The organism is Pelagibius sp. (genome assembly GCF_965249265.1).
GTDB lineage: Bacteria > Pseudomonadota > Alphaproteobacteria > Kiloniellales > Kiloniellaceae > Pelagibius.
The window spans coordinates 2149336-2171648 of sequence record NZ_OZ252224.1; the positions used below are offsets into that span (position 1 = coordinate 2149336).

Annotated in this window: 26 protein-coding genes; 14 read left to right on the forward strand and 12 right to left on the reverse strand. The window is 61.6% G+C overall.

The features are described 5' to 3' along the window. From sufD to ACP146_RS10280, 6 genes are all read right to left on the reverse strand, one after another. Positions 1-1317: a Fe-S cluster assembly protein SufD gene (gene sufD, locus ACP146_RS10255; protein ID WP_422366659.1), complete on the reverse strand. Its 1317-nt coding sequence runs from the start codon at positions 1315-1317 to the stop codon at positions 1-3. A 37-nt stretch (positions 1318-1354) separates the two neighbouring features. Further along, complete coding sequence (gene sufC, locus ACP146_RS10260; protein ID WP_422366660.1) at positions 1355-2104, reverse strand: Fe-S cluster assembly ATPase SufC; 750 nt, start codon at positions 2102-2104, stop codon at positions 1355-1357. 5 nt (positions 2105-2109) lie between these two features. Next, entirely contained in the window at positions 2110-2511 is a 402-nt protein-coding gene (locus ACP146_RS10265) for a hypothetical protein (protein ID WP_422366661.1), read from the reverse strand. 12 nt (positions 2512-2523) lie between these two features. Next, positions 2524-3975, reverse strand: a complete 1452-nt coding sequence (gene sufB / locus ACP146_RS10270; RefSeq protein WP_422366662.1) for a Fe-S cluster assembly protein SufB — start codon at positions 3973-3975, stop codon at positions 2524-2526. 46 nt (positions 3976-4021) lie between these two features. After that, a complete protein-coding gene (locus ACP146_RS10275) occupies positions 4022-4495 on the reverse strand; it encodes an SUF system Fe-S cluster assembly regulator (RefSeq protein WP_422366663.1) in 474 nt (157 codons plus the stop codon). 283 nt (positions 4496-4778) lie between these two features. Then, positions 4779-5168: a hypothetical protein gene (locus ACP146_RS10280; protein WP_422366664.1), complete on the reverse strand. Its 390-nt coding sequence runs from the start codon at positions 5166-5168 to the stop codon at positions 4779-4781. A 311-nt stretch (positions 5169-5479) separates the two neighbouring features. Between ACP146_RS10280 and ACP146_RS10285 the strand changes: the two genes are divergently transcribed. The 3 genes from ACP146_RS10285 to ACP146_RS10295 all read left to right on the forward strand — a co-directional run bounded on the left by ACP146_RS10285 (position 5480) and on the right by ACP146_RS10295 (position 7325). Continuing rightward, positions 5480-5869: a c-type cytochrome gene (locus ACP146_RS10285; RefSeq protein ID WP_422366665.1), complete on the forward strand. Its 390-nt coding sequence runs from the start codon at positions 5480-5482 to the stop codon at positions 5867-5869. A 153-nt stretch (positions 5870-6022) separates the two neighbouring features. After that, the gene (locus tag ACP146_RS10290) at positions 6023-6415 is read left to right on the forward strand and encodes a c-type cytochrome (protein ID WP_422366666.1); all 393 of its coding nucleotides are present in this window, start codon (positions 6023-6025) and stop codon (positions 6413-6415) included. A 199-nt stretch (positions 6416-6614) separates the two neighbouring features. Then, entirely contained in the window at positions 6615-7325 is a 711-nt protein-coding gene (locus ACP146_RS10295; RefSeq protein WP_422366667.1) for a hypothetical protein, read from the forward strand. A 148-nt stretch (positions 7326-7473) separates the two neighbouring features. Here ACP146_RS10295 and ACP146_RS10300 read toward each other — a convergent pair whose 3' ends face one another. Further along, entirely contained in the window at positions 7474-7854 is a 381-nt protein-coding gene (locus ACP146_RS10300; protein WP_422366668.1) for a hypothetical protein, read from the reverse strand. Positions 7855-8131: 277 nt separating this feature from the next. On the opposite strand from ACP146_RS10300, the gene ACP146_RS10305 reads away from it, so the two are divergent. The 6 genes from ACP146_RS10305 (at position 8132) to ACP146_RS10330 (ending at position 14290) form a co-directional block, all read left to right on the forward strand. Then, the gene (locus ACP146_RS10305) at positions 8132-8626 is read left to right on the forward strand and encodes a cytochrome P460 family protein (protein WP_422366669.1); all 495 of its coding nucleotides are present in this window, start codon (positions 8132-8134) and stop codon (positions 8624-8626) included. Positions 8627-8642: 16 nt separating this feature from the next. Then, complete coding sequence (locus ACP146_RS10310; protein ID WP_422366670.1) at positions 8643-9146, forward strand: tetratricopeptide repeat protein; 504 nt, start codon at positions 8643-8645, stop codon at positions 9144-9146. 149 nt (positions 9147-9295) lie between these two features. Next, positions 9296-11596 carry a mechanosensitive ion channel family protein gene (locus ACP146_RS10315; RefSeq protein ID WP_422366671.1) on the forward strand — a complete coding sequence of 767 codons (2301 nt, stop codon included), beginning with the start codon at positions 9296-9298 and terminating at the stop codon, positions 11594-11596. 136 nt (positions 11597-11732) lie between these two features. Beyond that, positions 11733-12380 carry a uracil phosphoribosyltransferase gene (upp, locus tag ACP146_RS10320; protein ID WP_422366672.1) on the forward strand — a complete coding sequence of 216 codons (648 nt, stop codon included), beginning with the start codon at positions 11733-11735 and terminating at the stop codon, positions 12378-12380. A gap of 152 nt (positions 12381-12532) precedes the next feature. Continuing rightward, positions 12533-13249, forward strand: a complete 717-nt coding sequence (locus ACP146_RS10325; RefSeq protein WP_422366673.1) for a cytochrome P460 family protein — start codon at positions 12533-12535, stop codon at positions 13247-13249. A 92-nt stretch (positions 13250-13341) separates the two neighbouring features. Beyond that, positions 13342-14290 (forward strand): IS630 family transposase gene (locus ACP146_RS10330; protein WP_422366280.1). Its coding sequence is split into 2 segments (ribosomal slippage): positions 13342-13677 and positions 13679-14290, totalling 948 coding nucleotides; the frame shifts between segments, so codons are not numbered across the junction. A gap of 158 nt (positions 14291-14448) precedes the next feature. Here the strand turns inward: ACP146_RS10330 and ACP146_RS10335 are convergent. Continuing rightward, positions 14449-15249: a hypothetical protein gene (locus tag ACP146_RS10335; RefSeq protein ID WP_422366674.1), complete on the reverse strand. Its 801-nt coding sequence runs from the start codon at positions 15247-15249 to the stop codon at positions 14449-14451. 108 nt (positions 15250-15357) lie between these two features. Further along, positions 15358-16200 carry a helix-turn-helix domain-containing protein gene (locus ACP146_RS10340; protein WP_425032537.1) on the reverse strand — a complete coding sequence of 281 codons (843 nt, stop codon included), beginning with the start codon at positions 16198-16200 and terminating at the stop codon, positions 15358-15360. A gap of 341 nt (positions 16201-16541) precedes the next feature. Between ACP146_RS10340 and ACP146_RS10345 the strand changes: the two genes are divergently transcribed. After that, the gene (locus ACP146_RS10345) at positions 16542-16955 is read left to right on the forward strand and encodes a hypothetical protein (RefSeq protein ID WP_422366676.1); all 414 of its coding nucleotides are present in this window, start codon (positions 16542-16544) and stop codon (positions 16953-16955) included. On the opposite strand, the gene ACP146_RS10350 is transcribed toward ACP146_RS10345, so the two are convergent. Continuing rightward, positions 16952-17194, reverse strand: a complete 243-nt coding sequence (locus ACP146_RS10350; protein ID WP_422366677.1) for an Lrp/AsnC ligand binding domain-containing protein — start codon at positions 17192-17194, stop codon at positions 16952-16954. The genes ACP146_RS10345 and ACP146_RS10350 overlap by 4 nt on opposite strands. Before the next feature lie 105 nt (positions 17195-17299). Between ACP146_RS10350 and ACP146_RS10355 the strand changes: the two genes are divergently transcribed. Further along, the gene (locus tag ACP146_RS10355; protein ID WP_422366678.1) at positions 17300-17830 is read left to right on the forward strand and encodes a GNAT family N-acetyltransferase; all 531 of its coding nucleotides are present in this window, start codon (positions 17300-17302) and stop codon (positions 17828-17830) included. A gap of 21 nt (positions 17831-17851) precedes the next feature. Here ACP146_RS10355 and ACP146_RS10360 read toward each other — a convergent pair whose 3' ends face one another. Beyond that, positions 17852-19378 carry a DEAD/DEAH box helicase gene (locus ACP146_RS10360; protein ID WP_422366679.1) on the reverse strand — a complete coding sequence of 509 codons (1527 nt, stop codon included), beginning with the start codon at positions 19376-19378 and terminating at the stop codon, positions 17852-17854. A 226-nt stretch (positions 19379-19604) separates the two neighbouring features. Between ACP146_RS10360 and ACP146_RS10365 the strand changes: the two genes are divergently transcribed. The 3 genes from ACP146_RS10365 (at position 19605) to ACP146_RS10375 (ending at position 21263) form a co-directional block, all read left to right on the forward strand. After that, on the forward strand, positions 19605-20099 hold the full coding sequence (locus ACP146_RS10365) for an isochorismatase family protein (protein ID WP_422366680.1): 495 nt from the start codon (positions 19605-19607) through the stop codon (positions 20097-20099). Positions 20100-20140: 41 nt separating this feature from the next. Beyond that, positions 20141-20842 carry an alpha/beta fold hydrolase gene (locus tag ACP146_RS10370; RefSeq protein ID WP_422366681.1) on the forward strand — a complete coding sequence of 234 codons (702 nt, stop codon included), beginning with the start codon at positions 20141-20143 and terminating at the stop codon, positions 20840-20842. A 229-nt stretch (positions 20843-21071) separates the two neighbouring features. Further along, entirely contained in the window at positions 21072-21263 is a 192-nt protein-coding gene (locus ACP146_RS10375) for a hypothetical protein (RefSeq protein ID WP_422366682.1), read from the forward strand. A 50-nt stretch (positions 21264-21313) separates the two neighbouring features. Here ACP146_RS10375 and ACP146_RS10380 read toward each other — a convergent pair whose 3' ends face one another. Continuing rightward, the gene (locus ACP146_RS10380; RefSeq protein ID WP_422366683.1) at positions 21314-22291 is read right to left on the reverse strand and encodes a FecCD family ABC transporter permease; all 978 of its coding nucleotides are present in this window, start codon (positions 22289-22291) and stop codon (positions 21314-21316) included. Positions 22292-22313 lie beyond the last annotated feature (22 nt).

Sequence of the window (22313 nt, forward strand, 5' to 3'; positions counted from 1 at the left end):
TCAATAGTCTCCGCGGCTGCCGGCCAGCCAGTGGCCGATGGAGGCCATCAGCGCCGGGCAGAGACCTTCAGCGGCGATCTGATCGACGCTTTCGCCGAGGAAAGCCTCGATCAGCATGGAACGGGCCGCGGCTTCGGGAATGCCGCGGGCCCGCAGATAAAACAGCGCATCGTGGTCCAGGTCGCCGGCGGTGGCGCCGTGGCTGCAGACCACGTCGTCGGCATAGATCTCCAGCTCCGGCTTGGCGTTGATTTCCGCCCGGTCCGACAGCAGCAGAACCTTGCTCAGTTGGTGGCCGTTGGTGTGCTGGGCATCGCGATGCACCTTCAGCTTACCCTGGAAGACGGCGCGGGCCTTGTCATCAACAACACCCTTGAAGACTTCCCGGCAGGTCGTATTGGGCACCAGGTGGTCGACCACGGTGGTATTGTCGCAGTGTTGCTCGCCGCGCACCAGATAGGCGCCGTTCAGGTGACAGTCTGCGCCTTGGCCGGAGAGCCGCACCGAGACCTCGTTGCGTGACAGCCGCGCGCCGGTGGTCATGCAAAATGAATCATAGGTAGCATCACGTCCGACCTCGGCCTTTACGGTGGCCAGATGAAAGGCGTTAAGCGCGTCGGCCTGGAGTTTGTAGTGCCGCAAAGTTGCGCCGTCGGCGACGCTGATCTCGGTCATTGAATTGCTGAGATAAGGCTGCTCGCCGAGATGACTGCAGTGTTCGATCAGAGTCGCCTGGCTGCCTTCCTCCAGAACCACGAGATTGCGCGGATGATAGGCGAGGGGCGCATCGCCGGCGCCGCCCAGGTGGATCACCTCGATTGGGTGAGGCAGAACTGTGCCGCGCGCCAGCCTCAGGACAAAGCCGTTCATCATCATTGCCGTGTTCAGGGCCAGCATCGGCTGAACCAGCGGCGCCTCCAGGTGGTCGAGATGGCCATGGAGCCAGTCGGGATCATCCACCATCTGCTCGCCCAGGGTCGCGATCCGGGCACCTTCCGGCAGCTCGCCTAGCCGCGACAGATCACTGCGAAAATGACCGTCGACGAAAACCAGACGGTGGCTCTCGGTCGCCTCCGGCAGCAGGCTGGGCGCCCGGTCGATCGAGATGCAGGCCCGCGGCACACCCTCGGCGGCAAAGTCGACCTTCTCGATGGGACGCAGGCTTGTGTATTTCCAGGCCTCCATGCCCGTGGTCGGCAAGCCGTTCTTGGCAAAGCGGTCCAGGCCGCGCTGACGCAGCGCCGTCAGCCAGGAGAGGTTCTGCCCCGGCAGGTGGTCGCGCAGGGCGCCGAAGTGTTCGTTAAAAGGTTCTGTCATCGTGATCTCTAGCCAAGCTCTTTGATCTTCTTCGGTATCAGGCGGCGGCGCCGGTGAATTCGGCGTAGCCTTTCTTTTCCAGCTCCAGCGCCAGTTCCTTGCCGCCGCTGCGCTGGATCCTGCCCTGGGCCAGCACATGCACCTGGTCCGGCACGATGTAGTCCAGCAGCCGCTGGTAGTGGGTGATCACCAGCATAGCATTGTCCGGGCCACGCAGCAGATTGACCGAGTTGGCGACGGTTTTGAGCGCGTCGATGTCGAGGCCGGAATCGGTCTCGTCTAGCACGGCGAGGCAGGGCTCCAGCACCGCCATCTGCAGCGCCTCGTTACGCTTCTTCTCACCGCCGGAGAAGCCGACATTCACCGCGCGCTTCAGCATCTCGTCATTGATGCCCAACTGTTTGGTCTTCTCGCGCACCAGCTTCACGAACTGCATGGCGTCAAGCTCATCCTCGCCGCGGTAACGGCGCACGGAGTTCATGGCCTCTTTCAGGAAAGTGGTGTTGGGCACGCCGGGGATTTCGACCGGGTATTGAAAGGCCAGGAACAGGCCTTCACCGGCGCGCTCCTCCGGTTCCATCTCCAGGATGTTCTTGCCCTTGAACAGCACTTCGCCTTCGGTCACTTCGTAGCCTTCGCGGCCGGTCATGACATAGGAGAGCGTGGACTTGCCGGAGCCGTTGGGACCCATGATGGCGTGCACCTCGCCGGCCTTGATGGTCAGGTCCAAACCCTTGAGGATTTCCTTGCCGTCCACGGTGGCGTGCAGATTCTTGATCTCAAGCATGCTTTCTAAGCTTCCTCTTTGCTCTTTGTCTGCGCCTTCGCTGCCTCGCGATCTGCTGGCGTGAATTCGCGTATTACCTCGATCTTGCCGATGATGTTGGTGTTGAAAGCTTCCAAATCTTCGGCAGGGATCCAGTATTCCTCGTGCTCTGCGCCGCCGACGACCTTCCGCTCGAAGCCATCAAGAAAGGATTTTTTGACCGCGAAGCGGGTGACGAAGCCCAGGCCGTCGCCGGTCTTTGTGTTCCAATCCCGGGCGATCTGGCTGGCGTAGGCCTCGTTGGTGACGGGATAGAAAATCGGCTGTTCCGGCAGGCGCGGCGGAAAACCGGCGAAATCCATTTCGCGGATCAGCGCCAGTTCGTTTGACCCGGTCGGCCGGAACAGCGTGATGGTTTCGTCGGTCATTGTTTTCACCCGTTAGCCGACGCTGCCTTCGAGGGAGATGCCGACCAGCTTTTGGGCCTCGACGGCAAACTCCATGGGTAGTTGCTGCATGACCTCACGGCAGAAACCGTTCACCACCAGGGCGACCGCGTCCTCTTCGGAGATGCCGCGCTGGCGGCAGTAAAAGAGCTGGTCTTCGCTGATGCGCGAGGTTGTCGCCTCGTGCTCCAGGATGGCATTGCGGTTCTTGCTTTCGATGTAGGGCACGGTATGGGCGCCGCAGCGGTCGCCGATCAGCAGCGAGTCGCACTGGGTGAAGTTGCGCGCGCCCTCGGCCTTGGCGGAGATCCGTACCAGGCCGCGGTAGGTCGAGTCCGACTGCCCGGCGGAAATGCCCTTGGCGATGATGCGCGAGCGGGTGTTCTTGCCCAGGTGGATCATCTTGGTGCCGGTGTCGGCCTGCTGATGATTGTTGGTGATGGCGATGGAATAGAACTCGCCCACCGAGTTGTCGCCCTGCAGGATGCAACTCGGATACTTCCAGGTGATGGCCGAGCCGGTTTCCACCTGGGTCCAGGAGATTTTGGAGTTGCGCCCGCGGCAGGCGCCGCGCTTGGTGACGAAGTTGTAGATGCCGCCGTTGCCGTCCTCGTCGCCGGGATACCAGTTCTGCACGGTCGAGTACTTGATTTCGGCATCGTCCAGCGTGATCAGTTCGACCACCGCCGCGTGAAGCTGGTTCTCGTCGCGCATCGGCGCGGTGCAGCCCTCCAGATAGCTGACATAGGACCCTTCGTCGGCGATGATCAGGGTGCGTTCGAACTGCCCGGTATTCTCCGCATTGATGCGGAAATAGGTGCTGAGTTCCATCGGGCAGCGCACGCCCTTGGGGATATAGACGAAGGAGCCGTCGGTGAAGACCGCCGAGTTCAGGCAGGCGTGCTTGTTGTCGCCGTAGGGCACCACCGAGCCGAGGTACTTCTTCACCAGTTCCGGATGGTTCTGGACGGCCTCGGAGATCGAACAGAAGATGACCCCGACCTCTTCCAGGTTCTTCTTGAAGGTGGTGGCCACGGAGACGCTGTCGAAGACGGCATCGACGGCGACACCCGCCAGCATCTTCTGCTCTGTGAGGGGGATGCCCAGCTTCTCGTAAGTCTCCAGCAGCTTGGGGTCGACCTCGTCCAAACTCTTGGGCCGGTCCTCCGGCGACTTCGGTGCCGAGTAGTAGTAGGAGTCCTGATAGTCGATCGGTGGAAACTGCACCTTGGCCCACTCAGGCTCCGGCATGGTCAGCCAGTGGCGATAGGCTTTCAGGCGCCACTCCAGCAGCCATTCCGGCTCGTTCTTTTTGGCCGAGATGAAGCGGACGATGTCCTCGCTGAGCCCCTTGGGCGCGGTTTCGGTCTCGATGTCCGTGACGAAGCCGTACTTGTACTTCTCGATTCCACGGACCTGTTCGACTGTCTCTACTGTGGCAGCCATCTAAAAAATCTCCTGATTGCCAAAAGCTTGACGGGCATTCTTTACATCAATTCTCAATCTTACCTCTGGGCCGGAGCGGCACCTTGGTTCCGGCCGTCGGCAGGCCGAAGTTTTCGGGGAAGGCCGACATCTCGGCCAGACTGACGCTGGTGAGGGCGTCCTGAATGGCGGTGTTCACCTTGTCCCAGTTGCCGCGCATGGGGCAGAGCGATTCCACATCGCAGGAGTCTGATGCGCCGGTGACGCAGGCGGTGAGGGCAATCGGACCTTCCAGTGCCTGGATGATCTGGGCCACGGAGATCTCTTCCGGACTGCGGCTCAGGGCATAGCCGCCGGCGGCGCCGCGCTGGGAAGTGACCAGACCGGCCTTGCTGAGCAGATTGAGCAGCTTGGCCACCGTCGGCAGGGGCACGGCGGTGTCGTCGGAGATCTGCTGGGCAGAGCGCAGCTCCCCGCCGCGCAGGCTCATCTGCGACATCAGCACGACGCCATAGTCTGTCAGGCGGTTTAACCGGAACATGGGAAACCTCAAATCTGACTAATCTAGTATGGATTTAAATATAAGATATCGCGGGAGAATCAAGTGATAACCGCTCGCAACTGACAGCTTTTGAACGATGTTCGGCGGCGGACTGGGGCGCAGCGTGTCCGGATAGTTCATCAATCCGGTGGTTCGTCAGTGCTGGGCGGCTGTTCCCGGGGAAAGGACTGCCTGCCTGCGCAGCGCCAATGAAAAAGGGGAGACAGCGATGCCTCCCCTTGTGAAGTGCTTTTTGGAAACCCTGTTGCGGTCAGCGCAAGGATCAGGGTTCACTGCTGTTGGCGCAGTTGCCGGGATAAGAGGTGCCCGTGGTGTCGCTTTCACAGCCGCCGGTTGCCTCGTACTCCTCATGATAGTCGCAGGAACCTTCATAGGACGTTTGCGACGCCCCGTCATGACAGCCGGATGTATTGGCCGTGTTCCCTGACCCGGTCGTGGTCATCTTCTGCGGCCCGGCGACCGGCCTGGTGCCGCGGGTGGGTTTTTTGAATTTCTGCGCACTGGCAACGACCTCAGCCTTGGGAAATGCCTTCGCATAAGTGGTTGCGGCACTCCCGACTGCGCTGGCGGCGCCCACGCCGGTCATCAGTGCCATCAGGGCGGCGGCAATCGAAATGGTTGCGGTTTTGCCAATATCTGAACTGGTTAGCATTGAATGGCCCTCGTTGTCCTGAAAGTGAAAACTGCTGGGATCGCAGCCTTTCAGCAGGTTGCTGGAAACTCGATCGATACCCCTGTGTCGTCCAGCAGGACGCGATGGTTCAAAATGAATGCGCCGCGTGGAAAGAGGCTGCGGGTCGGCCAGAGGGTCGCGCCTTCACGCTTTCTTGAGGTGTAACCGCCGGGCTTTGATTTGCGTCTCAGGCGGTATCCCGGCTGATATGGATCGCGGACGGCGTCGGGGTTCCGGACCTGGCCCGGGAGCGCTTTCATGGGGATCGGGACACTATCGGGAGAGAGATGATGTTGCGGACAGTTTCGGCCGGCATTTCGGCGGCTTTCCTTGCCCTAGCGCTTTCAGCGCCGGCTGTGGCGGCGGGGGATCCGGCCAACGGGCAAAAGCTGTTCAAGAACTGCGCTGCCTGCCACTCCCTGGACGAAGGCAAGAAGAAGGTCGGGCCAAGTCTGTACAAGATCTTTGGCGCCACCCCGGGCCAGGTTGCCAAATTCAGGTATTCCAAGGGGATGGTGGCTTATGGAGCGACCGGCGTCGTGTGGAATGAGGAGACCCTGGATGCTTGGCTGAAGAAGCCGAAGGACCTGGTGAAAAAGACCAAGATGGCGTTTCCCGGTTTCAAGAAAGAGCAGGATCGCGCCGACGTCATCGCCTACCTGAAAAACCTTTCCGAGTAATCTGAATCGGAAGGGGCCGCTTCTGTAGGCCTGCGACACTTCGTAACTTGTCTTTTAAGGCTGACCGTCCATAGTCTGCTGCTGCTTCGGCGGAATGTCGTTGCTGCAGGAGAGATGACCCCGTGCGGGGACCAACAAGACCGGAGTGTATTAATGCGCCTAAAGAATTCGCTTCCTATTTTTGCCTTTGCCGCGGCCTCTCTTGTGGCGGTTCCGGCTATGGCCGAGGGTGACGCGGCCAACGGCGAGAAAGTCTTCCGCAAATGCAAAGCCTGCCATGCCGTCGAAGAAGGCAAGAACAAGGTTGGGCCAAGCCTCTACAACATCGTCGACCAACCCGTCGGCGTTGTTGAAAAATACAAGTATTCCAAGGCGATGAAAGCCTACGGTGAAGGCGGAGCCATTTGGGACGCCGCCACGCTGGATGCCTATCTTGAGGCGCCGCGAAAGGCCGTGAAGGGCACCAAGATGGCCTTCGCCGGTCTCAAGAAGCCGGGCGACCGCGCCGACGTCATTGCTTACCTGATGCAGTTCAAGCCGGAGTAGTCTCCCCAAGACTGATCTTTCAATTTTTTTGGGCGCCGGCAGAACTGTCGGCGCCTCTTTATTTAGAGAAAGCTCAACCTCTTGTGATGTTGAGTTGATCCGCCGATCCCATCTTTTGCCCGCACAATGAACCAATAGCGCGGAACCCGGTATCGTCGACCGAGGCCGAGCCGCCGCTGGACTTCGACAGGAGGCTGGCTTGGTTTGTTGTTCCCCACAGTTCTCTCGGGTCTTTCAGTTCTTCCTTGCCCGGCATCTGCCGCAGGTGGTTCGGGGCGGGCTGGTTCCCTTGGCGGTCTCTGCGGCATGGATTGCGCTCGGGAGCACTTCGCCCGCACAGAGCCAGTCGTCCGACTTCAACAGGCCGGAACACCATTTCTCCGTCGAAGGGCCGGCGGATCTCTCCGCCGCGGATGCGCTGGTGATATACGACAAAGTGCGCGACCGCATGGTCGCCGGTTATCGCTTGTCGCATGACCGAAGCGCGGAGTCTTTTGCGCGATGGCGGCGCTTTAACTCGGCGCCCTATCGTTCGGCGACCCATGGGCAGCGCTACGTGAACAACTATGCCAATGCCATCGGCAGAGCCTACGGGCGCTATGAAGCCGCCGGCCCCATGTCGGTTGGTGCGATCCTGGCGAAGGACTCCTTTGCCGTCACACAGCGCGGAGACGTCTTCACTGGTCCGCTGTTCCTGATGGAGAAGATGCCGCCGGGCTTCCGGGCTGACGCCCATGACTGGCGCTATTCCATGATCATGCCCGACGGCAGCCTCTTCGGGGTGACAAACGGGGAGGGCAGTGAGCGCGTGGAGTTCTGCATCACCTGTCACGAGGCCGTCGAAGAAGAGCACCACCAGATGTTCTTTGTGCCCGACGAATATCGGGTGGAGTTTCTCAATCTCCAGTAGCTTCATCTGTCGTGCATCACAGGTCACAACGCAGCGCCGTCAGGCGGCATTCTCAAGCCGGAAAAGGCTCTGCTCTCACGACATCGTGAGCCGCCGTGACTCTACAGAATCGTCCATGAGTCCTAGGCTTGGAGACCGAAACCTGCAGTCAAAGACGGGTTTCGCAAATGAACAAAAACCAAGAGTATCTGTCTGGGAGTGATCTGATGAAATCCAGGAAACGCTTGTTAATGTCGACCGCCGTGGTTCCGCTGGCGGTTTTGGCCGGTGTGGCGACCGGTGGCCTGCTTGTCACAGGGCATATGGGCGTTCCCATGGCCCAGGCAGCCTGCAACCCTTGCAATCCCTGCGCTGCGAAGAAGCCGGTCAATCCGTGCAATCCCTGTGGGGCCAATCCCTGCGCCGCCGCGAACCCCTGTAACCCTTGCGCGGCCAACCCCTGTGCTGCAAACCCTTGCGCGGCGTCCAACCCCTGCAACCCCTGTGCGGCAAATCCCTGTAATCCCTGCGCGGCGGCAAACCCCTGCAACCCGTGTAATCCCTGTAACCCCTGCGCAGCGGGCGGTGGCGGCTCGGTTGCCGCTTGCGCGATCCCGCGAATTCAGGCGGCGGCCCGGGCCAACCCCTGTGCGGCGAAGAATCCCTGTAATCCTTGCAACCCCTGTGCGGCCAATCCGTGCAATCCCTGTGCGGCGGCGAACCCCTGCAACCCTTGCGCAGCAAATCCCTGCAACCCCTGCAACCCCTGCAACCCCTGCAACCCCTGCAACCCCTGCAACCCCTGTGCGGCCGGCGAGGCCCCTGAGTTGACGGACGCCGAGGCGCTGGCCGCCTACGACTGCATGTTCGAGACCATGAAGGCCGCCTATGCGAAGTCGGACAAGGGCGATGCCTCCGGCTATTCAAACTGGCGGCAGTACAGTACCCAGGCCTATGTCTCGGCCACCCATGGCGGGCGTTATGTCCAGAACTGGGCCAATTCCGCGGCAAAGGCTTACGGGCTCTATGAGAATGCGGGGACCTTCCCGCAGGGTGCCAAGCTTGCCAAAGACAGCTTCGGGGTGAACGCCAAAGGCGAGGTCTCCGTCGGGCCGTTGTTCCTGATGGAGAAGATGCAAGCCGGCTTCAACCCTGACAGTGACGACTGGCGTTACACGATGGTAATGCCGAACGGCTCGGTCTTCGGCACCACTAACGGGGCGGGCTCCGATAACGTTGCCTTCTGTATCGGCTGCCACCAGTCGGTAACGCCGGAGCAGGACAACGTCTTGCTGCTGCCCGAGGAATACCGGGTGAAATAGCAATGGGCAGAGACGGATGGCTGCTTTGCTGACCGGTTCCCTCCGCCTCTGTTCCGTGTTCGTGATTGTACTGGCCGCCTCGGCCTTTGGGTCGGGGCGGTCTGTCTTTGCCGACTTCATCGATGGTCTGGCCGCCTATGATTCGGGTCAGCTTCGCGATGCCTACGAAGAGTGGTTGCCTCTGGCGGAGGCCGGAGACCTTCAGGCACAGGTCGCGCTGGCCGGTTTGCTCCAGGTTGGCGGGCGGGGCATGGACCGGGATCTGCCGGCGGCAGCCGCCTGGTACCGGCGTGCCGCCGAACGCGGTGACCCGGTGGCGCAGATGAACCTTGGCGACCTCTATGCCGAGGGTCAGGGGGTGGAGCGTGATCTGGTGCAGGCCGTTGCCTGGCTTTCGCTGGCCGCCGAGCAGGGCCGTCTGTGGGCGGCCCAGCGGCGTGCGGCGCTGGTCGGCTCTTTGAGCGAAACCCAGTTGCGCGCTGCCGATGCCTTGTCGGCGCGCCTTCGGCGCGACGAGTGAACACCGCGGCGATTTGCATCGCCTTTTCATTGCGCCGAGGGCGAATTCGGCGGTCTCAATCCGAAACGCGAACGCTCGCCCACTGGTGTCCTGGGTTTTCTCATCCAATGGGTCTATAGTCTTAGTGATTAGCCACCGCGGGGTGCGGCGTGGACCTTCGATTCTCAATTCTTCTTTCGGTTCTCCTGCTGTCCTTTTTCACGCTTGGCGCCGCCCAGGCCCAAGTGACCGGCACCGAGTCTCCAGGCGAAGAAGCGACGGCTCTGGAGGAACTGCGGGCCGGCGGCGCGGCGCTTTCGGAAGAGGCCGTCCGTGATCTGGTCGCCCGTCTGGATGATGCCGAGGTCCGCAGCCTGCTGCTGGAGCGCCTGGATGCGGTGGCGGCCGGCGGGCGGGGGGAGAATGAAGACCTGGGCAGTCTGCTGCTGCAATCTCAGAACCAGGCCGAGGCTGTCCGGGACGGCTTTGCCGGCCTGATCGGAGCGGTGCCGCGGGTTCCGGCGCAAGTCTCTCTGGCGCTCGAGCGCCTTAGAGACGGCCGGCCGGCGGGTGTGTTGCTTTGGATCGTATTCGGTTTCGGCGTGATGATGGCGCTGGGCTGGTTCGCCGAATGGCTGGCGCGCCGCGCCATGAACAGGATTTTCCGCCAGATCGTCGAGGGCCGTTCCGACTCGGCTCTGGGCCGCTTTGGGCGCCTGTTCGCGCGGCTGGTGCTGGAGTTCGTCTGGCTCGCCGTCTTTATCGGCGTTGCCCTGGCGGTTTTCTTCGCCCTGACCCAGGGTAACGAGATCACCCGCACGGCGGTGATGACCTATATCGCGGCGGTCATCATTGTGCGCAGCTATGCGATTTTCTCGCGTTTTCTGCTGGCGCCCTATCTGCCCGGGCTTCGCTTGGCCATGATGTCCGATGTTGATGCCCGCTACTTGCACCGTCAGAACCTGGTCATGGCCTCCATCGCCGGTTTCGGCTTCCTGACCTGCAGCCTGCTCCACAGCCTTGGGATGCCGGACGATGGACATCAAGTCCTGAGCTTCGCGGTCGGCTTCGTGCTGATCGCCACGGTCGTCTACACGATCGTCAGGGCCCGCCGTGCCATCGCCGGCGATCTCAATTGGGATCTTGAGAATGCGGCGCCCCTGCGGGCGATGATTGCTGAGGTTTGGCCGCTCGCGACCATCATCTACACCATCCTGCTCTATCTGGTGATTATCGTGATCGAGCTTGGCGGCGGGACTGCCTCTTACTTCGCTTCCTTCGGCAGTCTGCTGACGGTGCTTTTCCTGCCGCACCTGGATGCGATCCTGGAGCGCGCCGCGCAACGTATGGAGCGGAGCGACAACGGTGCTGCAACAGCCGTCGGCCAGTTGAAAATCGTGGTGATCCGGGCTTTCCGGTTTCTGCTGTGTATTGCGGCGGCGCTGTTCCTGGCGCGCATCTGGGGGGTCGATCTGTTTTCTCTGGCGGAAGAGGGTTTCGGCGCCCGCATCGCCGGGGCCTTGGTTGACATCGGTCTGACGGGCCTGATCGCCTATGTGCTCTGGGAACTGGCCCGGATCACCATTGATCGCAAGCTGGCCGAGGATGCGGCTGCGGTGGCCGGTGATGCGGAGGGTGCGAGCGAGCCGGAGCCGGGCGAGCAGGGCGGTGCCGGGGCCTCCCGTGTCCGCACGCTGCTGCCGCTTCTGCGCGTCGCCATACAGGTCACCATCATCATCATGGCCATCATGCTGATTCTCAGTGCGCTCGGCGTGAACATTGGTCCTCTGCTGGCGGGGGCCGGTGTGGTTGGATTGGCCGTGGGTTTCGGCGCCCAGACCCTGGTGCGCGATATCGTTTCCGGTGTTTTTTTCCTGGTCGACGATGCCTTCCGGCTTGGCGAGTACATCGATGTCGGGGTGGTGAAGGGAACCGTGGAAAAGATCTCCCTGCGCTCGCTGCGCCTGCGTCACCATCGGGGCGCTTTGCACACGGTGCCTTTCGGAGAGATCCAACACCTGACCAACTACAGCCGGGACTGGGTGATCGTGAAGCTGCAGTTCCGCCTGCCGTTTGACACCGACGTCAACAAGGTCCGCAAGATCTTCAAGGCCATCGGCCAGGAACTGCTGGATCACGAAGAAATCGGGCCGGATTTCCTGGCCCCCTTCAAGTCCCAGGGCGTCTTCGCGACCGACGACAGCGCCCTGGTGATCCGGGGCAAGTTCATGGCCAAGCCGGGCCGCCAGTTCATGATCCGGCGCGAAATCTATGCCGCCGTCCAGCGCGCCTTTGCCGCCGAGGGCATCAAGTTCGCCAACCGCCAGGTCACCGTGCAGGTGCCGGGCGTTGAGGGGCTGCCGCCGGACCAAAAGGCGGCCGTCGAGAAGGCGGCCGCCTCTGCCGTCGCCGAAGCCGAGGGGGAAGGCGAGGGACTGGGGGCGGCAGCGGGCGCGACCGGCAAGGCCTGAGGTCGTTTTTTGCCTTGTGCCGGGTCAAGCTCGGGCTCGACAGAATCGTCTTCGTCTTTTAACACTCCGCCTCAGCCGCCGGGTCCAAAAGCCGGCGGAGGTCAAACGAACCGATCAGAACAGGCGAGGCAGAGGCATGGAAAAGACAGTCGCGAATCATAAAGTCACTGTGGTCGACCACCCTCTGGTTCAGCACAAGCTGACCCTGATGCGCGACACCGAAACCGCCTTGCCGGAGTTCAGGCGCCTCTTGCGGGAGATCAGCCTGCTGCTGGCTTATGAGGTAACACGGCATCTGGAACTGAAGACCGTTTCCGTCGAAACGCCGGTCGCCAGGGCGGAACTGCCCCTGCTTGCGCAGCAGGAGCCCTGCTTCATCACCATCCTGCGCGCCGGTAACGGGCTGCTCGACGGGATGTTGGACCTCATTCCGGCTGCCTCGGTGGGCCATGTCGGACTTTACCGTGATCCCAAGTCGCTGGAGGCGGTGGAGTATTACTACAAGGTCCCCCGGGATATGGCGGAACGCTTGGCGATCGTTGTCGACCCGATGTTGGCGACCGGCCATACCGCCGTTGCGGCCCTTGAGATGCTCAAGCGAGACAACGCCAAGGACATCAGCTTCGTCTGTCTTGTGGCAGCGCCGGAGGGCATTGACGCCCTCCATCAGGCGCATCCCGACGTGCCCGTCTTTACGGCGGCTGTTGACGATCACCTGAATGAAAAGGGCTACATCGTGCCTGGTCTGGGGGATGCCGGCGACCGGATCTTCGGTACCAAGTAACCCCAATTCGCGGCCTGGCCGGCAGGGTCTTGGAAGGATGTGTTCGATCACGCATCTGTGATGTTCAGATAGCCGTGAGAAGCACTATATCCTTTTTAAATCAAGACCGTAGGGGGGTAAGGGAACGGTCATTGTTAGGAGACCGTTTTGCTATGCTCGCCCGTTTTTTTGCGCTTCCAGGCGCGCTACTCCTGCTTACCGCGGCAGCCGGCTGCGCACCGACACAGAACTCCAGCAGCACCCCCGCGAACACTGATCTTGAAGGTCAGCAGGCTCAGGGCTTCGAAGATGAACTGGATGAGCCGCTGCCGTCTTTCAGCGCTCAGGGGGCGCCTGAACAGCAACGTCACGACCGGATCCGGAATTCAGCCGCGTTGACCGCGCAGGAGGCGGCGGCAATCTATCGCGCGCTGGCCGATGACCTGGCGCAAACCTATGCGCTCAGCGGCGATCCAGTGAGCGCCGGCTACCGTGACTGGCAGCGCTTTAACACCGCCCCCTACAAGTCGATGACCCATGGCCGGCGCTATGTCAGCAACTACGCAAACGCCATCGCCCGCGACTACGGCAAATATGAAGCGGCCGGGCGGCTGCCGGTAGGCTCTGTTGTTGCAAAGGACAGCTTCGTCGTGACCGAAGATGGCACGGTCAGCGCCGGGCCGTTGTTTGTCATGGAGAAGATGGAAGCGGGTTTCAACTATGTCAGCGGCGACTGGCGCTACTCGATGATCTCAGCGGACGGCGTATTGCTGGGCCGCACCAAGGGGGCCGGCGCCGAGCGGGTCGAATTCTGCATCGCCTGTCATCTTGCGGTGGAGGACCAAGACCATCTGTTCTTTGTGCCCCAACAAGTCCGACTTTCGCCCTAGAGCGTTTCACGCATTGATTGAATCGGAATGTGGGTTCCCAGGGGCGCGGATTTGTGATTCAAGCTTTCTACTGGAGTAGGAGGCCAGCATGCATGACGCGACCCTATTCGAATGACCTTCGTGAGCGCGCGATAGCGGCCCTGCAAGCAGGCGAGAGCTGTCGTGTGGTTGCCAAGAGGTTCGGTGTGGCAGTGTATTCGGTGGTGAAGTGGCATCAGCGCTATCGGGCGACGGGTAGCGTTGCGCCAGGCAAGGTTGGCGGTCACCGTCGTCGGCTTCTGGAGCCGCATCGGGCGTTCATCGTGGAACGGATCGAGCAGACCCCGCACCTGACCCTGCACGGCTTGAAGGACGAGTTGGCCGCGCGCGGGGTCAAGGTCTCCCACAATGCGGTCTGGCTGTTCCTGCGCCGCGAGGGATTGCGCTTCAAAAAAAACGCTGTTCGCTCTTGAGCAGACGCGCGTCGACATCGCCCGGCGGCGATGGCGCTGGAAGTCCTGGCAGAGCCGGCTCGATCCCCAGCGCCTCGTCTTCATCGATGAGACCTGGATCAAGACCAATATGGCGCCGCTGCGCGGTTGGGGACCAAAGGGCAAGCGCCTGCGCGGCTTTGCCCCGCAAGGCCGTTGGCGCACCATGACCTTCCTGGCGGCCCTCAGGTGCGATGGCCTGACCGCTCCTTGCGTCTTCGACGGCCCGATCAACGGCCAGGCATTTCGCGCCTACGTCGACCAGCTACTCCTGCCCACCTTGAGGCCCGGCGACATCGTCGTGATGGACAACCTCGGCAGCCACAAATCCAAGGCCGTCCGAGCCGCCATAAAGGCCGCCGGCGCACGGCTCTGGTTCCTGCCACCCTACTCGCCCGACCTCAACCCCATCGAGCAGGCCTTCGCCAAAATCAAACACTGGATGCGCCTTGCCCAACGCCGAAGCACCGATGACACCTGGCGCCACCTCGGCCAGCTCCTCGCAACCATCCAGGCACAGGAATGCGCCAACTACTTCCAAAACGCTGGATATGCTTCCGTCAAAACGTGAAACGCTCTAAACCGAGCCGTCCCACTGCGGCTCGGTTTATCATCAGAAGCCACGCTCGGCAGACGGACTCCGACGTGCGTGTTTAGAGTTCCTGGCACTGGAGGCCGAAAGCCTCCGTCAATCGACCTTCATTTCTCTCCCCGACCGGCTGTTGTGCTTCAGGACGCGGCTGCGCTTTGCGGCCGATCCCATCGACGCTCCGGTATATGGACCTCGCTGGGTTTCTGCTTCTTGCTCGGCCGTTGGGACTCCATCTGGCGATAGAGCTCTCCGGGCCGGAAGCGGATCAGATGCTCTAGATCTTCGCGCGCCATCCACACGATCCACTCAGCGAAGGATTCAGAACTGCCGGGAGCGTGCCAGAAGCCCGGCTCCATATGCATATAGCCTTCGCGTGCCGCCAAGCCCCTGCAGGCGGCGTCGGGGTACATGAAGCCGAAGACAAAATCGGGTGACCACTCCATCAGGCTCAAGGCCAGGGCCATGCGGGGCAGCACCGTCGTCAGGCCGCTGCCGCGGAACCGCTTGCGGCCGTCGTTCTTCAGCCAAAGCTCGCCGTGGTAACAGACCCGCCCGGATATCCGCTGGGTGGCCGGGGTCGGTGAATAAGTGAATTGCGATGGATCGTCGGTGTCGCCGGGGGTCATGTACTTGTGGCGGTGCAGACGGAAGTGATCGGCCAGAGTGATCCCCGAGAGATCGAGCAGGCAGACAGCCTGGGTGTGAACAAGGTCGCCGTTCTCATCGACCCCCTTGATCCAAAACCCGTTCCTCGAATCGATGTAGGAAGAAGCGGTGTCGTACATCGGGTAGAGGGTCGATCTGTCTGTTTGGGCCATGCGAACCCTTCGAAACTCCTCAAAGTCGGTGGAGACCTCCAGGGTGAGGCCTTTTTCTTCGCCGATCCGGATAATCTCGGAAATGTAGCGAATTTCTTCGTAGAGGCTGCTGGTAGACATAGGTGAACGCTTCCTTATCTCGCTAAGAGGTGAAGCGATAAGGTAACGTGATACGTGCCTTGCGGAACGGAGTTCGTCTGGTGCGGAGAACGGGTTTCGCCGCTGACCCTAAATCTCGAAGTCCATGACAAGGTCATCGGACATGGGGTTCACCCTATCCGGGTCAAAGTCTTCGATCGCTATGCGCTTTGTCCTGGCGACCAGAACGGCCAGCGCCATCTGCCCGTCGGGGAAAGTGCAGCACATCAGAAGGCGTTGAAAACTAACAGGAACCGGCGGACCTCCGCGTTCCCTGGGGATCTGGGCATAGACGTGATCCAGTCTTGCGCCACCCTGACTGAAGATTTGCGAGTGGGCGCCGGAGATGAAGTCATTGAACTCCGCACCTGCGGGATCGTCCTTGGAAAAGCGGCCGATTGCGCTCTTGGCCCAGACCCGATCGAACCAGGTCGCATAGGAGGATTCTTCGCCGATGGCGACACAGAGCCAACTGTCATCGTGCTGCCGGTAGAGCAGCAGATAGGGCATTAGCGCTTCCATTTCCGGTGAGTCGACCTGAAAACGCGCGTTGGCCCAGGCGAGAAAGCCTTTTTGAAGGATGGGCGGGCTGTCTACCCAGAGCCGGCTGAGCGGGTGCTGCTGGGCGTAGAAATCGCGGCCTTCCTCATCGTGGAACCGGGATCGGTCCATCCCCGAGGCGGTTGCGCCGTGCAAGCGCTGTCCGCCGAGCCAGGCTTCAGCCTGCTCGAGCACTTTTTCAGCCTCGGTCATTGCCTTCTTGCCGGCTTCAGTGAGGGCGTAGTGGCGATCCCGGACCTCGAAGAAGGTGGCGCCCTTGATCTCCTCCAAGGCACTGATATGGCGGCGTACGGTCTGGCGCGAAACGCCGAGCTTGTTCACTGTCTGCGTGAGATTGAGCGTTTGCCCCAGGGTTATCAGGGACTTCATCATGTCGAACAGCACTGGGGGTCGGCGCAAACTAGGCATGGCAGTTTGAATGGTCCAAACGATCAACCGAGGATTGTTGTGCGTTTTATACAACAAGCTCTTTGTTTAGGAAATCCGCTTCTATGGTTAACAGTAGAAGCGGAGATCTTCTATATAAACAATACAGCGTAGCCGGAGAAATACTGTGCTGTTCGTCACGGTTTTTGTTACAGGATCTTTGGTCCAGAGCGCTCAGCGGCGGCCTGCCGGCTGCACGCGCGATCTGGGCATCGGCCGCCACGCGGCCCTTGAGGGATCGGCGAAGGCATTGCTTCGGCGGCTCGGCTTGGCGCAGAATAAATTCCATGGAGCTGGGGCTGGTAAAAAACGGGGCGGACCGAAGCGGGTCCTACTACGCGGAGTTTTCCGTTGACGACGCGGCGGCGGGCGGCGGCGGGCCAGTCTTTATGGACGGAGACGCTTTTGAGGCGCTCTGCTTCATCGCCGGCAACTTTCGGGTTTCCAGCACCACCACCCTGTCGGGCTTTGCCATCGATCGCCTGGTCGAAGAACTGCGGGATGCCGCCCAGCGGATCTCCCATAGCGATAGCCCGAAACAGGTTTGGCCCTTGAGCGCCAGCTATGGCTACACTCAGTTCAACTCGATCACGGATTGGGAGGCCGGGCGCCGCGATTTCAGCCTGATGCTGCGCGAGCTCGGAACGTGGCTGGAGGCGGCGCGTGCCCGCGATCTATCTGTCACAATCAGGGGCGTTTAGGTGAAGGCCTTGAAGGCAATCAGGGTGAAGGTGTCTTTGATGCCGGATAAGGTCTGGACCCGCTCATTGACGAAATGACCGATGTCGTCGTCGTCCTGCAGATAGCATTTCACCAGGAGATCGTACTCGCCGGACGTCGAATGCACCTCAGAGACCTGTTCGACGCTTTCGACCAATGCGTCGGCCACCGGATAGGCTTTTCCAAGCTCACACTTGATCATGATGAAAATCGTCTGCATCGCATTCCATCTTTCGCCTGTTGGCCGCCGCCGGCCCCGAGTCGTTGATCGCCATCATAGCCGCTTGAGGCCGAAGGCCAAGATCGCTGCCTTTGGGGCGTGGCGGTGAGCTATCGCATCCGGCCTGCCCGCGCTGCCGATGCCGATGTTCTGGCTGCCATGGAAAGTGCTGCCGCCCAGCGTTTCGGCGACATCGGGCTGACCGCGATCGCGCAGGGACGTCCGCCCGAAAGAGCAGAATATGAGCGCCAGATCGCAGAAGAACTGGCCTGGGTCGCAGAGACGGCGTCGGGGGAGCGGGAGATTGTTGGGCTCGCCCTGGCCGATGTGGTGGACGGGCAGGGCTTTCTCGCCGAACTCTCGGTGCATCCGGATCATGGAAGACAGGGCCTGGGGCGCCGCCTGACTCAGGCCGTCGAAGCTTGGGCGGAGGCAAGCGGCTTCGGGACACTGTCGCTGACGACATTCGATAGCGTACCCTGGAACCGGCCTTACTATGAGTGCCTTGGCTTTTCCGTCCTCGACGATGAAAATATCGGCCCGGAGCTGAGAAGGTTGCGCGAAGGGGAGAGGGCGCGCGGTCTTGACGATCTCAGCCCCCGCGTCTGCATGCGGAAGAGTCTTCTGAAGTCCTGAGGCGGCTTGAGAGGGTCGGCGTCAGGCGACCTTTGCAGGACGCAGCAGGAACGCGGGGATGTGATCGCCGAAGGCGGTCTCGCCCGGTGCCAGTTCTTCATTCTCCGGCTTTTTCTTGCCGCGTCGCGGGGACCGCTTTGCGTCCCGGCTCTTGGCGGGCTTTGAAGCGGCCGCTTTCGGTTCGGCGGTTGCCTCGAAAGCGACAACCTCGACGGCGGCCGCCTCGCTTGGCTCCGTCGCCGTTTCATCTTCGACCACGGCGGACTCGCTTGCCGGATTTCCTTCAGAGGGCGCGGCCTCTGCCTTCTTGGCAGAGCGGCGCTGGCCGCCGCGGCGCCCGGACTCGCTGCTGCTGCGGCCACCGCCACGGCGCCGCCGGCCGCCTCTTGAGTCCTCGGCCGCGTCACCGGCTTCCCAGCCGCTATTCTGGTCAACCGTGATCTCGGGGATGTCCTTGCCCAGCATGCGGACAACATTGGCGAGATACTTGCCTTCTTCCCGCAGCGCAAAGGTGAAGGCCTTGCCGCTGCGCCCGGCCCGGCCGGTGCGGCCGATGCGGTGGACATAGTCTTCGGGATTGGAAGGGACGTCGAAGTTGAAGACGTGGGACACTGCCGGGATATCCAGCCCGCGCGCCGCCACGTCGGAGCAGACCATGAACTGGACCTTGGCGTCCTTGAAGTTCTGAAGGGTTTCCATGCGGACAGGTTGGGCCATGTCGCCGTGCAGCGCGGCAACGGAAAAACCATGCCGCTCCATCGAACGGAAGACGATATCGACATCGCGCTTGCGGTTGCAGAACACCAGCGCCGATTTCACGTCCTCGCCGCGGATCAGATCGCGCAGGGCGGCCCGCTTTTCCTTGGCCGCGCCCTTTACCTTGATGAGCGCCTGGGTCACCGTCTCGGCGGCGGAGGCCGGCGGATCGACCGAAATCTCTTTCGGGTTCATCAGGAAGGTGTCGGCCAGACGGCGGATTTCCGGCGGCATGGTGGCCGAGAAAAACAGAGTTTGGCGGATCTTCGGCAGCAGGCCGACGATACGCTCGACATCCGGCATAAAGCCCATGTCCAGCATGCGGTCGGCTTCGTCGATCACCAGGATCTTCACGTCCGCCAACAGGATCTTGCCGCGCTCGAACAGGTCGATCAGCCGACCCGGCGTGGCGATCAGAACATCGACACCGCGGTCGAGCTTTTGTTCCTGTTCGACGAAGGAGGAGCCGCCGATCAGCAGCGCCATCGAAAGCTTTCCGTGCTTGCCGTAGAGCTCGAAGTTCTCGGAGACCTGGGCCGCCAGTTCGCGGGTCGGCGCGATGATCAGCGAGCGCGGCATTCTCGCACGCGCCCGGCCGCTCGAAAGGATATCGATCATCGGCAGGGTGAAACTGGCTGTCTTGCCGGTACCGGTCTGGGCACAGCCCAGCACGTCGCGCCCCATGAGCACTACCGGTATGGCTTTTTCCTGGATCGGCGTCGGCGTGGCGTAACCCACTTCGTCAACGGCCTTCAGGACCTCTGGACTGAGTCCAAGATCTTCAAACGTCATGCAATCCGTATATTCGCTTTGGAGTATCAAGGCCGACTGAATTCACTTCAGTCGTAACCGTGGCGGATCATAAGAAATAAAGGCAATATGTCAATCATTAGCAGCAGTCGTCATGAATTAGTCGCGGCTTCTCGTTCCAATTAAAATAATGTTCCTATATCCTCGCTCTAATATGGTTAATATTTCTGGACTCGAAGTGCTGCAGCCAGAGGTGGATACCGGTAACTTGGGTCTTCTTCTGGTCGATTTGCAGACGCGGCTTGCCCCGGCGATCGCCGAAAGTCCCGCGGTTATCGATCAAGCGGCTAAGCTGCTGCAGGTTGCGCGGGCGGTTGATCTTCCGATACTTGCGACGGAGCAGTATTCCAAGGGTCTTGGCGCCACGGTCGGGGCCTTGCGTCGTTTCTTGGATCCGGCGGAGATCATCGAAAAGACCGCCTTTGGCGCCCCTCGGGAGGAAGCTTTCCGCCGTGCTCTGGCGGCCCGGGGCATCGGTGAGGTGGTGGTGGCGGGCATGGAGGCGCATGTCTGCGTTCAGCAAACCGTGCTTTGCCTGCTGGAGCAGGGCGTGGCGGTCAGCCTCGTGACCGACGCTGTTGCCTCGCGGGACCCCTTCAACAAAGAGGTAGCGATCAACCGTATGGCCGCGGCCGGTGCCGGTATGGTAACCGCCGATGCCGCTATCGCCCGATTTCAGACCTCCCGTTGTGCGAACGGCTGAACGCCAAACAATTCCTGGAAACGAGAGACAAGAAAGACATCATGGCCGACAAGCTTCCCCTTGCGCTGCTGCCGGGTCTGCTCTGTGACGCAGCCCTTTGGCAGCCGCAGATCGCCGCACTTTCCGACCTTGCCGATTGCTGGGTTGCCGATTTCACGACCCAGGACTCGGCCACGGCCATGGTCGACACGGTGCTGGCGGCGATGCCGGAGCGCTTCTCCTTGGCCGGTCTTTCCATGGGCGGCTATGTCGCGCTGGAGTTGATGGCCCGGGCCCCGGAACGGGTTGATAGGCTGGCCCTGATCGACACCAAGGCCCGGGGCGACAGCGCGGAACAGACCTCGCGCCGCCGCGGCCTGATCGAACTGGCCGAGAAAGGCCAGTTCAAGGGCGTCACCCCAAGGTTGCTGCCGCTTTTCATTCATGAAGACCGTTTGGAAGATGAAGTGCTCACCGCCATCGTCACCGGCATGGCCGAGCGGGTGGGGAAGGACGCCTTTATCTCCCAGCAGCGCGCCATCATGACCCGGCGGGATCACTTCGAGACCCTGGCAGGCATCGCCGTGCCGACGCTGATCCTCTGCGGCCGCCAGGATGTCCTGACCCCGCTTTCTGAACATGAAGACATGGCTGCCGCCATTCCCAATTCGGAATTGATGGTGGTGGAAGACTGCGGTCATCTCGCTACCCTCGAAAGGCCGGAGGCCGTCACCGCCGCGCTGCGGCGCTGGCTTGGCTCTTGAGGCTGAGCGACGGTCGCAGCCGCCGTCTGTTCCATGCGAAAGATGCATAACAGACGTGATGAAGAAGCGAGCCGGGCGTCTTGACGAAAGCCGCCGTCTGGCGCATGTGCTTGCTGCCGCCGCATTTGATTGCCGAAGCCGTCGTGCAGACCATTCAGTCTCCCCGAACGTGTGATTCCCGGTGTTCTAGATGAGCGGACTTTGCGCAGGTCTTTAGGACGACGAAACAATGGAAATTGCTCTCGAAACACCGGTTCGAGCGACCCTGGCTGTTGAACGCAACAAGGCGGATACCTGGTCTGTCGGCTTCTATCTGATCGATGCCGATGGCCGTCGCGACCGCCGCTGCCTCGGGGTCTACGAGTCCGATGTCGACGCTACAGAGGCGGTTCGGACCTTCTGGACCAAGTTGGCGCTGTAAAACGCCTGCTGCTGCCGCCAGCGGCGGCCGGAGCAGGTCAACCGCCTCGTTCAGCCGAGGCGGCGCTGGAGCAGCAGTACCACGATGAAGCTTGCGCCGATCGACGCGGTGACGATCCCGATCGGGAGCTCTTGAGGGGCAAGCAGCACGCGTGAGGCGAGATCGCTGGCCAAAAGCAGCAAGGCGCCAAAGAGCGCGCTGAGCACAAGGCTGGCGCGGTGCAGCGGCCCGACCAAAGCCCGCGCCATGTGCGGCACCATCAGCCCGACGAAGCCGATCACACCGGTTACCGAGACAAAGATGGCTGTCGAGAAGGCTGCGGCGAGAAAGACTTGCAGGCGAAAGCTGTTTGCGTTTACGCCCAGGCTGTTTGCCGTCAACTCACCGCCCAAAAGTGCGTCCAGATGACGGTGACGCGCCACAGCGAAGACCAGGAGCGCGGCAAAACCAAAGAGGACAAGGGGCAGGTTTTCCCAGCGTGCCAGGCCGAGTCCGCCGAGGCTCCAGAACAGGACCGAGTGAGCGGCGCGCTGATCGCCGGCAAAGACCATGTAGTTGGTTGCGGCTGTGAAAAGAAAAGAGACCGCCAGGCCGGCGAGCACAAGCTTTTCCGGCCCCTGAAAGCCCATACGCCGGACCAACGCGAGAACGATCAGCGCCGCCAGCATGCCCCCGCAGAAGGCCGCAAGCGGCAGGGTCCAGATACCGAGCCGGTCGCCGGTGACGGTAATGACAAAGACCGCGCCGGCCGCGGCGCCGGACGAAAGACCGAAGAGAAACGGGTCCGCCAGATCGTTGCGCGTGACGGTTTGCAGCAGGCAACCAACCATCCCGAGACCGCCGCCGACCAAGATTGCAAGCAGGGCACGCGGTGTTCGCAGGTCAATAACGATACGGTCGACCGGCGTGGTCCCGGCTCCTTCCGCCAAGCCGAGTGCCCGTGCGAAGGCAGCAAGGAGATCCGCGACAGGGATGGGGGTGGCGCCCCAGCCGACGGACAGCAGTGCCAGGGCCACAAGCCCCGCCACTCCCGCCGCCGCTGTGAAGGAG

Coding starts and splice junctions, on each gene's coding strand:
- sufD (WP_422366659.1), bottom strand. CDS start 1,317: ATGACAGAACCTTTTAACGAACACTTCGGCGCCCTGCGCGACCACCTG.
- sufC (WP_422366660.1), bottom strand. CDS start 2,104: ATGCTTGAGATCAAGAATCTGCACGCCACCGTGGACGGCAAGGAAATC.
- ACP146_RS10265 (WP_422366661.1), bottom strand. CDS start 2,511: ATGACCGACGAAACCATCACGCTGTTCCGGCCGACCGGGTCAAACGAA.
- sufB (WP_422366662.1), bottom strand. CDS start 3,975: ATGGCTGCCACAGTAGAGACAGTCGAACAGGTCCGTGGAATCGAGAAG.
- ACP146_RS10275 (WP_422366663.1), bottom strand. CDS start 4,495: ATGTTCCGGTTAAACCGCCTGACAGACTATGGCGTCGTGCTGATGTCG.
- ACP146_RS10280 (WP_422366664.1), bottom strand. CDS start 5,168: ATGCTAACCAGTTCAGATATTGGCAAAACCGCAACCATTTCGATTGCC.
- ACP146_RS10285 (WP_422366665.1), top strand. CDS start 5,480: ATGTTGCGGACAGTTTCGGCCGGCATTTCGGCGGCTTTCCTTGCCCTA.
- ACP146_RS10290 (WP_422366666.1), top strand. CDS start 6,023: ATGCGCCTAAAGAATTCGCTTCCTATTTTTGCCTTTGCCGCGGCCTCT.
- ACP146_RS10310 (WP_422366670.1), top strand. CDS start 8,643: ATGGCTGCTTTGCTGACCGGTTCCCTCCGCCTCTGTTCCGTGTTCGTG.
- upp (WP_422366672.1), top strand. CDS start 11,733: ATGGAAAAGACAGTCGCGAATCATAAAGTCACTGTGGTCGACCACCCT.
- ACP146_RS10325 (WP_422366673.1), top strand. CDS start 12,533: ATGCTCGCCCGTTTTTTTGCGCTTCCAGGCGCGCTACTCCTGCTTACC.
- ACP146_RS10335 (WP_422366674.1), bottom strand. CDS start 15,249: ATGTCTACCAGCAGCCTCTACGAAGAAATTCGCTACATTTCCGAGATT.
- ACP146_RS10340 (WP_425032537.1), bottom strand. CDS start 16,200: ATGATGAAGTCCCTGATAACCCTGGGGCAAACGCTCAATCTCACGCAG.
- ACP146_RS10345 (WP_422366676.1), top strand. CDS start 16,542: ATGGAGCTGGGGCTGGTAAAAAACGGGGCGGACCGAAGCGGGTCCTAC.
- ACP146_RS10350 (WP_422366677.1), bottom strand. CDS start 17,194: ATGCAGACGATTTTCATCATGATCAAGTGTGAGCTTGGAAAAGCCTAT.
- ACP146_RS10360 (WP_422366679.1), bottom strand. CDS start 19,378: ATGACGTTTGAAGATCTTGGACTCAGTCCAGAGGTCCTGAAGGCCGTT.
- ACP146_RS10370 (WP_422366681.1), top strand. CDS start 20,141: ATGGCCGACAAGCTTCCCCTTGCGCTGCTGCCGGGTCTGCTCTGTGAC.
- ACP146_RS10375 (WP_422366682.1), top strand. CDS start 21,072: ATGGAAATTGCTCTCGAAACACCGGTTCGAGCGACCCTGGCTGTTGAA.